The sequence below is a fragment of the Lysinibacillus sp. LK3 genome, from assembly GCF_001043675.1.
Taxonomy (GTDB): Bacteria; Bacillota; Bacilli; order Bacillales_A; family Planococcaceae; genus Lysinibacillus; species Lysinibacillus capsici.
Genome location: NZ_LDUJ01000001.1, coordinates 448,564 through 461,847 on the forward strand (window position 1 = coordinate 448,564; position 13,284 = coordinate 461,847).

The window sequence follows — 13,284 nt, forward strand, 5'->3', positions numbered from 1 at the left end:
CTAATTCGCTATAAAAATTTTTACATATACTAGTGAGAAGCTTTCAGATAGGGGGTGTATAAATGCCATATTTTCAGCCGAATGCTAGAAGAGGTCCATATCCGCCAAACAATAGGCAATATTTTGGCCCACCTTTTCGAGGTAGGATGGTGCAACCATACTATTCTCCCAATCAACAACAGCAAGGTCCTAGATTAGGAAATTTACCAGATCATTTAAATACAATTATGGGGCATGCTGGGACGATTACAAATGGAGTAAATATGTTGAGACAGATGGGAGCGTTATTAAGTTTATTTAGATAAAAACTAGAAACCCTCTTAAGATCAGGCTCTTAAGAGGGTTATATTTAGGTTTAATGGGCTGGTGCAAATTGCTTTTCGATAATAGAGCGATTTTTCTCTTTAAATAGCTCATTATGAGAGGACACCATGCCATGACGATAGGCAGTTGGTTCTAAATACGTTTTAATAGAATTGACTGCATTGGCGGCATCTTGGAATGTGCCAAGTAGCAAATTAATTTTTCCATCAAATGATAAAATATCACCTGCTGCAAAAATACCTGGCTGTGCTGTTTCACCTGTTGCCTTTCCTTCAACATAATAATCATCCTTTTTCGGAATGGCAATGGCCTCATCAAATGCAAGAGACGCCTCACGATTATAGCCATGACTGACGATTACCTCATCGATTTGACGCGTATAACTTTGCTTCGTTATCGTATTCTCACATGTGACTAATTGAATAGCCGTTTTATCAATATTTGCGGAAAGCTTTGTAATCGTTGTATTACATTCAATGCGCACACCTGCATCCAGTGCTTCCTGTACAGTGGCTTCGTGTGCTGATAGATTCTCTTTGCGGTAAACAACCGTTACGCTTTTGGCAATCGGACTTAATTCAACAGCCCAATCGATGGCTGCATTACCACCGCCTGAGATCATGATATCCTTATCGACAAAACGTTTATACGATTGCACAGTGTAATGTAGATTGGCCATTTCATATTTTTCAGCGCCCTCAAGTGTTAGCTTTTGAGGGCTAATAATGCCGCCACCTACAGCTAACAGTACCGTTTTAGAATAATGCTTTTCACCAGCTGCTGTATGAATGACAAAAATATCATTGTGACGTTCAATTAAATCTACTTTTGTACCTGTCAAAATTGTAGGATCAAATGTTTTGGCTTGCTCGATTAATTGTTTAACAAATTGTTCACCCAAAACGGGAGGATGTCCCCCAATATCCCATATCAGCTTTTCAGGATAAAGTAATACTTTACCGCCAAGCTGTGGTTGACTTTCTAATAATTTTGTTTTTAAACCCCGTAAACCACTATAAAAGGCACTATATAAGCCAGCTGGGCCACCGCCAATAATTGTCACATCATACACATGCTGCATTTTTATTGCCACATCCTTAACAAATAGTAAAAAAGTAATTGACAAAATCTTATCAGGTAACTAGACTAATTCTAGTGATAATGATTATCATTTTTAGCTTTGAATATCATAGCATGGAAAGAAGTAAAAAGAAAGTGAGGGTCCGATTTGCGTTTAGAAGTTGAATCGATTCGTGTTGGTTATGAGAATAAAACGATTGTGCATGACTTATCGCTGCAAATTCCTGATGGCAAAATCACGACAATCATTGGTTCAAATGGTTGTGGAAAATCAACCTTGTTAAAAGCTATCACACGGATTTTAAAGCATGAGAGTGGACAGGTCATATTAGACGGTCAAAATATTTCCAAGATGAAAACAAAAGAATTAGCAAAAGAACTGGCAATCTTACCACAGAGTCCAGAAAGTGCACATGGTTTAACAGTGGAAGAGCTTGTATCCTACGGTCGATTTCCTTATCAAAAGGGCTTCGGGAATTTATCACAAAAAGATAAAGATGTTATTGGCTGGGCTTTACAGGTAACCAAAACAGAAGAATTCCGTTTACAATCTGTAGATGCTTTATCAGGTGGACAACGTCAGCGCGTATGGATTGCGATGGCCTTGGCCCAAGAAACCGACATTATCTTTTTAGATGAACCGACAACTTATTTAGATATGGCTCATCAGCTAGAAGTTTTAGAGCTACTTTACAGGCTGAATGAAGAACAGGGGCGCACGATTGTCATGGTCCTCCATGATTTAAATCAAGCGGCACGTTTTTCAGATTATATTGTAGCGCTTTCACAAGGTGAGCTTGTAAAATTCGGAACGGCTGAAGAAGTGATGGTTCCAGAAGTATTGAAAAAAGTATTTAATATAGATGCAGTTATTGGCAAAGATCCACGAACGAACAAACCAATGTGCATTACATATGACTTATTACAAACCATTTAAAAGGAGAATAACAATGAAAAAGTGGCTATTACCAATGTTTATGATGCTTGTGCTAGTACTTGCAGCATGTGGCAGTAAGGAAGAAAAAACAGAGAAGGCTGATGAAGGCTCAAAAGAGGAAGCTTCAACAGAAACAATCACATATCAATCAGAGTCAGGTCCTGTAGAAGTACCAGCAAATCCGAAACGTGTTGTTGTACTATCTTCTTTTGTAGGAAGCTTATTACAGCTTGATGTAAATGTTGTTGGTGTGGATGCATGGGCAGCAAAAAATCCCAACTTCGAAGATGCGATTAAAGATGCTGTTGTAGTTGAAAATACAGATATTGAAAAAATTCTTGAGCTAGAACCAGATTTAATTATTGGCTTAAATGGTATTGAAAATGCTGATAAATTAGCAGAAATCGCGCCAACTGTATTATTTACGTATGGTAAAGTAGACTATTTACAGCAGTTCATCGAAATCGGTAAAGTGGTAAATAAAGAAAAAGAAGCAACTGCTTGGGTAGAAGATTTTAAAACACGTGCAGCAGAAGCTGGTAAAAAGATTAAAGAAAAAATCGGTGAAGATGCGACTGTAACAGTAGCAGAGAACTTTAATAAACAGTTCTATATTTATGGCGATAACTGGGGTCGTGGAACAGAGATTTTATATCAAGAAATGGGCTTGAAAATGCCTGAGAAAGTAAAAGAAACAGCGTTAGAGCCTGGCTACTATGCTATTTCTCAAGAAGTTTTAGGGGAATATGCAGGTGACTACGTGATCTTCAGTATGTTCCAAGATCAAGATAATTCCTTTACAGATGCAGCATGGTTTAAAGATTTAGAAGCAGTGAAAAATGGTCATTTATTTGAAGTGAATGCAAATGCCTTCTATTTCAATGACCCTATCACATTAGAACATCAACTGAAGTTCTTTGAAGAGAAATTTTTACAATAATTAGTAGAGAGTAGCGAAGGCGAATGACAAAGTTTCGAAAGCTTCCATTTTGGCTTCAAGTATTGCTTGCATTGCTTGTATTAATTGGTACTGCCAGTATCTCGCTGTGCTTAGGGGCAGCGAATACAAGCATTCAAGATGTCTTTCAAGCAATTGTCGGACAAAGTGGAGGTAAACATTACACGATTTTACGTGAAATTCGATTTCCTCGTATCATTGCAGCTATTTTTGTTGGGAGTGCCCTCGCAGTCGCTGGGGCGATTATGCAAGGGGTTACACGGAACCCATTAGCTGATCCAGGGCTGCTTGGTTTAACGGCAGGGGCAAATGCTGCCCTTGCTTTAACTATGGCATTTATCCCTAAATTCTCGTATTATACGTTAATTTTAGCCTGCTTTGTTGGGGCGGGAATCGGTATGATGTTAGTTTATGGGATTGGTGCTTCTACTAAAAAAGGCTTTTCCCCTTTAAAGCTTGTTTTAGCTGGTGCGGCTGTCACAGCCTTATTACAGGCAATTGCTGAAGGGACGGGCATTTTATTTCAAATTTCCAAAGATGTTTCGATGTGGACAAGTGGCGGTTTCATTGGCACAACATGGCAGGCATTATTGATCGTACCCGTTATTATTATTGGCTTACTGCTTTCATTTGCTTTTAGTCGTCAATTAACGATTTTAAGCTTAAATGAAGAAGTAGCAGTGGGTGTCGGACAAAATACTACGCTCGTAAAGGGTGTAATGATGTTCGTTGTGGTTATTCTGGCTGGCTCTGCTGTGGCCCTAGTCGGAAATCTAGCTTTCGTTGGCTTAATGGTACCGCATATTGTCCGCGCGTTTGTTGGGACAGACTATCGTTTTGTCTTACCGATGAGTGCCATTGTTGGTGGCTGGTTCATGGTGTTGGCTGATTTCGCAGGGCGCATGATTAACGCACCTTATGAAACGCCAGTTGTCGCTATTATTTCGATTTTAGGTCTTCCATTCTTCCTATTATTAGTGCGGAAGGGAGGACGTCAATTTGTTTAAAGAAGGTCGCAAAAAACAGCGTAAATGGTTACTCATATGGCTTGTGGTAACCTTGTTCATTTTTATTTTAGGGATTTCATTAGGTGCTGCTTCGGTTTCTATTGACCGAATTCTTCCAACCTTACTGGGCGATGGTAGTTTTAAAGAGTCCTTTGTACTCTTTTCAGTCCGTTTACCTAGAATGTTTGTGCTAGCGGCTGCGGGTATGGCATTAGCACTGGCAGGGGCCGTATTACAGGGCGTAACCCGCAATGATTTAGCAGACCCAGGAATTATAGGTATCAGTGCTGGCGCAGGTGTTGGGATTACTGTCTTTTATTTGCTAGTAGATGGCGACCTTCCTCACTTTGCCTATATTTTACCGATTGTCGGCTTTTGTAGTGCCTTAGTGACAGCACTGGGTATTTACTTTTTCTCTTATCAGCGTAATAAGGGTGTCCATCCCGTACAGTTTATTTTAGTAGGGGTAGGCGTAGCATCAGCCTTATCAGGGGTCATGATGGTATTAATATCCTCTGCTGAGCGGAGCGATGTACAATTTATTGCACAATGGCTAGCCGGAAATGTATGGGGCACAGATTGGCCATTTTTCTGGGCGCTAATGCCTTGGCTTGTACTGGGCATCCCTTACATTTTCTATAAAGCCAACGTTTTAAATGTCTTGGCCATGACGGAGCAAACAGCAGTCGGTCTTGGTATGAACATTGGGCGAGAACGTTTCCGATTATTAATTGTTGCGGTTGCACTAGCGGCTGCCGCGGTATCCGTAACAGGGGGAGTAGCCTTCATCGGTTTGATGGCTCCCCATATTGCAAAACAGCTCGTTGGTCCACGCTACCAATTCTTTTTACCATTGACGCTATTCATTGGCGCAAGCTTGCTAATGCTTGCTGATACCATTGGACGTGTTGCTATTGCAAGTGCAACGGTTCCTGCTGGGATTGTTGTTGCATTTATTGGCGCACCTTATTTTCTATATTTATTACGGAAGAATGTCTAGAAAAGTACTAATCAAAATTGAATGATGCTCGAAAGAAAAGTCTTTTGTTCTAGCGAAAATAGGGGAATTTTTATTTTAGGCATTCTATATGGTAAGTTTTTAGGAACCTCATTCATTGAGGTTCTTTTTTTATATAATCATGGCAGGAGGTGATTAGATGATTTTATTAGAACGTCAAACATCAGAGACGCAAAAGATGCTAGAGGCACTTGTACAAAGACTTCCTATATCCCATAGTAAATACACATTATATTGTGAGCATTTAAGGCGCCTACAAGCAGGATTCGCTGGTGAACAGTTCGTTGATGCAAAATGGCTTGAACTTGACTTACCATTCCCCCACTATTTTCTGCATGACTTTCAAACAATGAATGACTTCGGTTCTACCCATCAAATGGACACCGTCTTTCTCTGTCCTCACTTTTTACTCATCCTAGAAATCAAAAATATTACAGGCAAACTTTCATACGATGCTTCGTTCGCTCAATTAACACGTACGACCGCAGATGATACGGTCGAAGGCATGACGGATCCATTTCTTCAGCTGGAACGGCATGTAGTATGGATGAAGAGGCTATTACAGAAGGAACGCATCGATTTACCAGTTTTGCATGCGGTGGTATTGGCAACGAAAAATGGTATTTTGACAAAGGGATTTGACGGGCTGCCTATCTTTCATGTGGCAGGGTTACGATTTTATTTACAAAAATGGATGGAGCGGCATCAACCTAGAGTAAGAGTAGACCTTTTGCGATTCGCCAACCTTTTATTATCCCTGCAAACTAAGTTGAAAAAAGAAGTAGAGGTGCCGTTCAAGGAAATAGTGAAAGGTGTGCTATGTCCACAGTGTGGCTCGGGGCAACGTTTAAAATATCACTATAAGAAATGGATTTGCCCTCGTTGTGGATTGGTGGATCGAGATGCTTTGATACGATCATTGGAAGAGTATCGATTACTAGTCGGGCAGCAGGTAACCAATCGAAGCTTCCGCGAATTCTTTGGCATTGACTCTCCCGATTTAGCGTACAAGTTGATGCAACAACTCCCTTTGAAAGCGGAGGGTGTCAAAAAGCATCGGAAATATTGGATTAAGGAATAGCGAACTAAGCGTTACAATTCAAGCGGTCTGAATTGTAGCTTTTAGTGCTGTAGAGAGAAAGGGCGCTTGAAGTAGGTGGATAGAATGCTGAAAGTGACGGATAGAACAAGGAAAGTAGCGGATAGAACGCGCAAAGTGATGGATAGAACAGAGAAAGTGTAGGATACGCCTCGTTTAAGTGGATAGAGCAGGATACCACTCACTCCCAAGAGCGATGTTTCGCTTATTTCCTACTAGACAAATAGAGTTTTTAGGTATATAGTTAGCTAGGCTAACTAATATAAAAGGAAGTGATAGTGTGACAATTGAACAGGAATTTTTTAATCAGTATCGCTTAATGTATCGGCCGTTTATTAATCAGTTGAATATGCAGCTTGAACCCTATCAGTTATATAGCTCACAGTGGGCAGTGCTTCGTTTCTTGAATGATAAGGGTCCACATTCATTTGTAGATATCGCGAATTTCATGTCTATAGAGAAGCCAAGTGTCACGAAGCTTGTACATAAACTGGTGGAGCTAGGCTATGTGGAAACGATGACGGGCAAGGATAAGCGTGAAAAGCTGGTACACCTATCAAAGCATGGGGAAGAGCTTGTGCAGGAAATAAAGTCGCATCTAAATCCATTTTTTGAGCAGGCTTTGGCAGGCGTGCCAAAACAAGATATTGACATTGCGACACAGGTTTTAGCAAGAATTTGTATGAATATTAATCAATAGGAGAGAGCAGCGTGGAAGCAACCAGAAAGAAACTATGGACAAAAGATTTTTTAATTGTCTCACTTATTAATTTTACCATTACGTTAATCTTTTATTTATTAATGGTTACGATAGCAGCATATGCGGTGGAGCATTTTAATGCCTCTACAAGTACAGCGGGGCTTGTATCGAGTATTTTTATTATCGGGACACTATTAGGTCGTCTTGGAACAGGGCGTATTATTGGAGACTGGGGTAGCAAAAAAACATTATTTTGTGGACTATTATTATTTATGTTATCAACAATGTCTTATTTTATAGCAGGCAATTTACCACTGCTGATGATCAATCGTTTAGTACAGGGGATTGCACTAGGGATTGCCAGTACAGCAACAGGTACCATTATTGCACAAATTTTACCAGCTGAGCGTCGTGGAGAAGGGATTGGTTATTATAGCTTAAGCGCTATTCTAGCCACAGCCATTGGCCCATTCATTGGAATATTATTAACACAGCTATTTGCAGATTATCGTATGATTTTTGCAGTAGATTCTGTGTTAGCGATTATTTGTTTCTTTATGTATTACATTGTGACCGTGCCAGATGCACCGAAAAAAGCAAAGGATACAGCTGTAAAGGCTGGGTTTAAAGTGACGAACTTTATTGAAATGCGTGCAGTACCGATTGCCTTTGTGGCACTTGTGATTGGCTTTGCTTATTCAGGTGTGATGTCGTTTATGACGTTTTATGCAAAGGAGTTAGATTTAGTATCAGCAGGTAGCTACTTCTTTATTATCTATGCTATTGTCATTTTGGCTACACGTCCATTTACAGGGAAATTGCTTGATACAAGAGGGGCAAATATCATTATCTATCCATGCTTAGTGTTGTTTGCAATAGGCATGTATGCCTTTAGCTCAGCAACAACTACGATTGCTTTTTTAATCGCTGCCGCTTGTATCGGGATTGGCTATGGAAACTTCAACTCGGTGGCACAGGCAATTGCCATCAAAGTAACACCAAATGAGCGTTTAGGACTTGCGACATCTACGTATTTTATTTTTTATGATTTAGGCTTAGGTGTCGGGCCTTATTTCTTAGGTTTATTTATACCATCTATGGGCTACAGCTCGATTTTCTTCTCGATGGTCTTTGTTATTTTAGTGTCGATTGTGCTTTATTATCTTTTACATGGAAAACATGAAAATTTGAAACAAGCAAAAATTTCATAGATTAGAATCATTATATTGTAGAAAAAACGTCTTTTTTCTAGTTGTTCGTAAAGAATAACTGAAAAATGACGTTTTTTTCTATTTACAAAAATAGTTGTTGCAATAGATGATGATAATCATTATCATCACAATATAAAACAAATTCGGAAGTAGGTACGAAGTATGAAAAACAAATCATTTTTGTCGGTATTAGTAGCAGGAGGCATTTTAATGGCTGGCTGTGGCAATACAGAAGAAGTAAAAAAAGAAGATAAGCCAGCAACAGAACAGGCAGAGCAAGCTACAAAAGAGGTGGATTTATCTTCTGAATTATCAGCCTATCAACAATTTGCGTTAGAGCAAATGGATCAATTTTTACTAGATACAGAGAAATTTGTGAACCTATTCAAAGCAGGCGATATTGAAGGGGCAAAGGCAGCGTATGCGCCAGCACGTATGTATTTTGAACGTTCTGAGCCAATTGCGGAAAGCTTCGGTGATCTTGACCCTCGCATCGATGGACGTTTAGCAGATATTCAAGAAGAAGGTAAGGGTGAGGAAGAATGGTCAGGCTACCATAAGCTTGAGTATGCGCTTTGGGAAGAAAATACAACAAAAGGTTATGAGGCTGTAGCAGATCAGCTTCTTGCAGATGCGAAGGAATTGCATGCACTTGTGCAAACAGTGGAAGTGACACCTGACTTAATGATTACAGGTGCAGTAGATTTATTAAATGAAGTATCAACATCTAAAATTACAGGTGAGGAAGAAATTTACTCTCATACAGACCTTTATGATTTTAAAGCGAATATTGAAGGCGCAGAAAAAATCTTTGAGATTTTACGCTCAAAATTAGAAGCAAAAGATTCTACATTAGTGGCAACACTTGATGAAAAATTCAAAGCAGTAGACGATTTATTAGCACAGCATACAACGGCTGATGGTGGCTATATATCTTACGAAGAATTAACGGAGGAAAACACAAAAGCACTGGCAGCAGCGGTGAATCAGCTTGGAGAACCATTAAGTCAAATGGGTATCATTTTGGAGTGAACATAAACAATGACAACGTCAAACGAGGAAAAATTTATAAATAAAAAAATTTCTAGACGTGATATGTTAAAGCTAACAGGTATCGGTGTGGCAGGTGTTGCCATCGGTGCCTCTGGCTTGGGTGGTGTCATGAAAGCAATGGGCTATGATGTCTTTGAGCCAGTAGCAGATAGCACGACGGCTAGTAATAAGGTCAATTTCTATGGCAAGCATCAGTCAGGTATTGTGACACCTGTACAGACGAATATTTATTTTGCTTCTTTAGATGTATTAGTGACATCAAAGAAGGAACTACAAGCGTTGTTCCAGCAATGGACACCCCTTGTTGTGCGTTTAATGAATGGTGAAGTCATGGTCGATGTATCGACAAATACAAGAGTGCCAACTGGCGATACTGGAGAGGCAGAGGGCTTAGATGCATCTAATCTATCCATTACCATTGGTGTCGGGCCTTCATTATTCGATAAACTGGGCATCCAGCATTTAAAACCAGCGGAGCTAAAGGATTTACCACATTTCCCTAAAGATCAGCTACAGAAAGAATACACAGGTGGTGATTTGTGTATTCAGGCTTGTGCAGATGATCCGCAGGTGGCCTTCCATGCTGTTCGTAATCTAGTACGAGCTGCTTCAGGTAAAGTAGAAATAAAATGGTCACAGGCGGGCTTTAACTCGTTTCCAGCTAGTGGAGGGACACCACGAAACCTCTTCGCCTTTAAGGACGGTACTGTAAATCCAGCCATTACGGATGAAAAAGACTTAAATGAGGTCGTGTGGGTGGATAAAGGCTGGTTAAAGGGTGGCTCTTATTTAATTGCGCGTAAAGTTCAAATGCATCTTGAAACTTGGGATCGTACATCATTGAAAGATCAAGAGGCAACATTTGGCCGTTACCGCGACAGTGGGGCACCTTTTGGCAAAACAAAGGAATTCGATGATTTTGATGTAGAGGCAAAGGATGATAAGGGCAATTATATTATGCCTGATACATCACATGTCCATTTGGCACGGAAATCAGGTGCTCGTATTTTGCGACGCTCTTATTCTTATGCGTCAGGCGTGATGTCGAATACAGGGACCCATGATGCGGGGCTAATCTTTATCTCTTTTCAAAAAGACCCAGCCCAATTTACAACCATCCAAAATAGCTTAGGGCGTATGGATAAAATGAATGAGTACATTACCCATCGAGGCAGTGCCGTGTTTGCTTGCTTCCCTGGTGTACAAAAGGGGAGTTATTTAGGTGAAGCACTTTTTAACGCGCTGTAGTATCGTGTTTGCCCTTATGCTGACTTTAGCTTTACCTGTGCAAGCTGCGCAGTCCTATAGTCATCTCTATATTGCGATTAGTGATGCACTGATGAATACAAAGCAGGATAAAGAGGCGGAGGCCAAGCAGGCACTTGAACAATTTGCTATTGATTGGGCTAAAGTATCTTCAGAGCAGAAAGAGGCAAAAGCAAAGGTTGATGAAATCCTTGCACAGGCTACTGAGGCAACGTCCAAGGATGAACGTTTAGAGGCGCTATCAGCACTATCCAATGCATTGCGTGCATTAGAAAAGCTTGAAAATCCAGTGGATGAAGCGGCACAACGAGCAGAGTTTGGACAAAAATTTAAGCCGATAATGGCAGACTTTGAAAAAGCTTTAGCAAGTGGTGATATTCAGGCCATTGATGAAGCCTACAAAGATTTTAATAGTAAATGGAATAAAAATGAGCGACCTGTGCGTGAACAAAGTATCGCAATGTACGGGCAAATCGAAACACAAATGGCATTTCTTCGTATCTCTATTTCTGCTGAGGAGCCTGATGTAGCGCTTATGCAATCTCAATTTGCTGCTTTAAAGCAAACGATTGAGGATTTTGTAGCTGGTAAAGAAACAGCCGAAGTGGTAGAGGGAGAGTATTCATTAGCGACATTAATTGCCTATATAGATGAGGCCAATGATTTTGTCAATGCTGGTGATTACCAGGCAGCTTCAAATAAAATACGTGAGTTTATTACCATTTGGCCAAGCGTAGAAATTGAAATCTCCACACGTAATGGTAGTCTTTACACGAAAATTGAAAGTGATATGCCGATTATCGCGAGTGATTTATTAAAATCCAACGTCGATCAGCAAGCTATTACCAAACAATTAAATACATTCCGTACGGAAATTGAGCTAATTCAAGGGGATTCCGATTACACAATTTGGGACGCTGCGTTAATTTTATTACGCGAAGGACTAGAGGCATTACTGATTATTTTAGCCTTAGTGTCATTCCTTAATAAATCAGGACAAAACAAGATGCGCAAATGGATTTATGTCGGAGCGTTTGTCGGCGTTCTATTATCCGCCGTAGCTGCCATCCTTATGTCGACGATTTTAAATTCGGCAACGATGGATACGAATCGCGAGTTAATGGAAGGCTATGTAGGGTTAATTGCTGCAGCGATGATGATCGGTGTTGGTATTTGGCTGCATAGTAAATCAAGTGTGGTCAGTTGGAATCGCTATATTTCCAAACAAATGGGTAATGCCATTTCGAGTGGCTCTATTTTTGCGATGGCTATGATTAGCTTTTTATCGGTCTTCCGTGAAGGTGCAGAAACACTAGTCTTTTATGCAGGGATTGCACCTAAAATGGAAACGTCGCAGTTTATTCTTGGAATTGTGGTGGCACTGCTCATTCTTGCTGTACTTGCAGTTGTGTTATTTAAAGCAAGTGGCAAAATTCCAATTCACAAATTTTTTGCAGTAGCAACTATTTTAATTTATGTGCTAGCCTTTAAAATTATTGGTGTCAGTCTGCATACTTTGCAGCTGACAGATAATCTGTCCACAACGATTGTTGATGGCTTACCTGTTATTAGCTTGATTGGCTTCTATCCAACGGTGGAAACAATCATAGGACAGTCTATTTTACTTGTGTTAGTGGCGGCTACTGTGCTTTATAAAAAGAAACAAGCCTAATGAAAAAGGGTAGATGAGCGTAAAACGCCATCTACCTTTTTTTATTGCCAATGAGCAGGTCGTTTTATATAGGAAGGTAATTTAGTCGAACGATCCCCCTGTGCGGCGTTGATTTGCATTTGGGTTAAAAACAGACTTGTTGAAAGATCAGCACCGCGTAAATTGGTATCTCGCAAATCAGCCCCGATGAAATCTACTCCCTGTAAATTCGCATCTTGAAGATTAGCTGCGATTAAATAACTCCCCCTTAGATAAGTCGCTCGTAAATCCTTGCCTTTTAAATTTTTGCCCATCCAATTAGCCCCACGCTGATTCAAGTTTCTAGAAGCCTTTCCCTTCACACTGTGCTGGCGAATTTGTTCGCTAGTTTGGAGCAATAGTGCATTGATCGGCATACGAATAGCTACCATATCCAATGCTAATAAGGTATCTGCATCCTGAGCTATTGTCTGCTGTAGGTGCTTCAATTGAGCAATTAGCTGTTCATAAAGCATATTATCCACCTGATAGGACAAAGCCTCCGCCACATACGCAATCATTTCGTAAAGCTGTTCCATAATAGGAAAAACACGAAACATCTTGTCAGCATGCTCACGAGATTGTCGCCAATCCTGTCCATGAAATGTCACCTGTGAAACCTGTTGACCTGCGCCTAGGCAATCAAAAACGGTACAGCCCTTAAAACCTGTCTCTCGTAGCTGACTATGTATGTGACAGCTATAGTTATCCTGCAAATTAGGACATGGCGTGCCTGCGGGTTTATTGATCGCAAAATCACTAGAAGCCACAATATTTAAAGCGGTACAGCACAAGCCAAAACAGCTTTGACAATCTGCCTGTAGACTGTGTCGGATTTTTGTACCAATGGTTGTATCTTTTTTTGTCTGATTAGACATTCTCATTTTCCTCTCTAATCTTATCCATTTAGTTACTATTTTAACACTAACAAGCTATCAGTT

General features: G+C 40.2%; 13 protein-coding genes. 11 read left to right on the forward strand and 2 right to left on the reverse strand.

Features of this window, described 5'->3' with window-relative positions:
* The first annotated feature begins 62 nt into the window (after positions 1-62).
* Positions 63-305 carry a hypothetical protein gene (locus VK91_RS02105; RefSeq protein ID WP_004229360.1) on the forward strand — a complete coding sequence of 81 codons (243 nt, stop codon included), beginning with the start codon at positions 63-65 and terminating at the stop codon, positions 303-305.
* 50 nt (positions 306-355) lie between these two features.
* Here VK91_RS02105 and VK91_RS02110 read toward each other — a convergent pair whose 3' ends face one another.
* A complete protein-coding gene (locus VK91_RS02110; protein WP_048390298.1) occupies positions 356-1,405 on the reverse strand; it encodes an NAD(P)/FAD-dependent oxidoreductase in 1,050 nt (349 codons plus the stop codon).
* A 147-nt stretch (positions 1,406-1,552) separates the two neighbouring features.
* Between VK91_RS02110 and VK91_RS02115 the strand changes: the two genes are divergently transcribed.
* From VK91_RS02115 to VK91_RS02160, 10 genes are all read left to right on the forward strand, one after another.
* Complete coding sequence (locus VK91_RS02115; RefSeq protein ID WP_048390300.1) at positions 1,553-2,341, forward strand: ABC transporter ATP-binding protein; 789 nt, start codon at positions 1,553-1,555, stop codon at positions 2,339-2,341.
* 13 nt (positions 2,342-2,354) lie between these two features.
* Positions 2,355-3,281 (forward strand): iron-hydroxamate ABC transporter substrate-binding protein, encoded by a 927-nt coding sequence (locus tag VK91_RS02120; protein ID WP_048390303.1) that lies wholly within the window; start codon positions 2,355-2,357, stop codon positions 3,279-3,281.
* A 23-nt stretch (positions 3,282-3,304) separates the two neighbouring features.
* Positions 3,305-4,306, forward strand: a complete 1,002-nt coding sequence (locus VK91_RS02125; RefSeq protein WP_048390305.1) for an iron ABC transporter permease — start codon at positions 3,305-3,307, stop codon at positions 4,304-4,306.
* Positions 4,299-5,306 (forward strand): iron ABC transporter permease, encoded by a 1,008-nt coding sequence (locus VK91_RS02130; RefSeq protein ID WP_048390307.1) that lies wholly within the window; start codon positions 4,299-4,301, stop codon positions 5,304-5,306. The genes VK91_RS02125 and VK91_RS02130 overlap by 8 nt, the downstream gene beginning before the upstream one ends.
* 157 nt (positions 5,307-5,463) lie before the next feature.
* Entirely contained in the window at positions 5,464-6,405 is a 942-nt protein-coding gene (locus VK91_RS02135) for an NERD domain-containing protein (protein ID WP_048390309.1), read from the forward strand.
* A 298-nt stretch (positions 6,406-6,703) separates the two neighbouring features.
* Positions 6,704-7,123 (forward strand): MarR family winged helix-turn-helix transcriptional regulator, encoded by a 420-nt coding sequence (locus tag VK91_RS02140; RefSeq protein ID WP_048390311.1) that lies wholly within the window; start codon positions 6,704-6,706, stop codon positions 7,121-7,123.
* A gap of 11 nt (positions 7,124-7,134) precedes the next feature.
* Positions 7,135-8,334, forward strand: coding sequence for an MFS transporter (locus tag VK91_RS02145; RefSeq protein ID WP_048390313.1), 1,200 nt, complete (start codon positions 7,135-7,137; stop codon positions 8,332-8,334).
* Between the two features lie 162 nt (positions 8,335-8,496).
* Positions 8,497-9,366, forward strand: coding sequence for an iron uptake system protein EfeO (gene efeO / locus VK91_RS02150; RefSeq protein ID WP_048390316.1), 870 nt, complete (start codon positions 8,497-8,499; stop codon positions 9,364-9,366).
* A 9-nt stretch (positions 9,367-9,375) separates the two neighbouring features.
* A complete protein-coding gene (efeB, locus tag VK91_RS02155; protein WP_048390318.1) occupies positions 9,376-10,635 on the forward strand; it encodes an iron uptake transporter deferrochelatase/peroxidase subunit in 1,260 nt (419 codons plus the stop codon).
* Entirely contained in the window at positions 10,610-12,325 is a 1,716-nt protein-coding gene (locus VK91_RS02160) for an FTR1 family protein (RefSeq protein ID WP_048390319.1), read from the forward strand. The genes efeB and VK91_RS02160 overlap by 26 nt, the downstream gene beginning before the upstream one ends.
* 41 nt (positions 12,326-12,366) lie before the next feature.
* On the opposite strand, the gene VK91_RS02165 is transcribed toward VK91_RS02160, so the two are convergent.
* Positions 12,367-13,221 carry a pentapeptide repeat-containing protein gene (locus tag VK91_RS02165; RefSeq protein WP_048390321.1) on the reverse strand — a complete coding sequence of 285 codons (855 nt, stop codon included), beginning with the start codon at positions 13,219-13,221 and terminating at the stop codon, positions 12,367-12,369.
* Positions 13,222-13,284 lie beyond the last annotated feature (63 nt).

What these genes read in the sequence shown, in the direction of transcription:
- VK91_RS02105 (WP_004229360.1), top strand. Translation starts at nt 63, where the DNA reads ATGCCATATTTTCAGCCGAATGCTAGAAGAGGTCCATATCCGCCAAAC.
- VK91_RS02110 (WP_048390298.1), bottom strand. Translation starts at nt 1,405, where the DNA reads ATGCAGCATGTGTATGATGTGACAATTATTGGCGGTGGCCCAGCTGGC.
- VK91_RS02120 (WP_048390303.1), top strand. Translation starts at nt 2,355, where the DNA reads ATGAAAAAGTGGCTATTACCAATGTTTATGATGCTTGTGCTAGTACTT.
- VK91_RS02125 (WP_048390305.1), top strand. Translation starts at nt 3,305, where the DNA reads ATGACAAAGTTTCGAAAGCTTCCATTTTGGCTTCAAGTATTGCTTGCA.
- VK91_RS02135 (WP_048390309.1), top strand. Translation starts at nt 5,464, where the DNA reads ATGATTTTATTAGAACGTCAAACATCAGAGACGCAAAAGATGCTAGAG.
- efeO (WP_048390316.1), top strand. Translation starts at nt 8,497, where the DNA reads ATGAAAAACAAATCATTTTTGTCGGTATTAGTAGCAGGAGGCATTTTA.
- efeB (WP_048390318.1), top strand. Translation starts at nt 9,376, where the DNA reads ATGACAACGTCAAACGAGGAAAAATTTATAAATAAAAAAATTTCTAGA.
- VK91_RS02165 (WP_048390321.1), bottom strand. Translation starts at nt 13,221, where the DNA reads ATGTCTAATCAGACAAAAAAAGATACAACCATTGGTACAAAAATCCGA.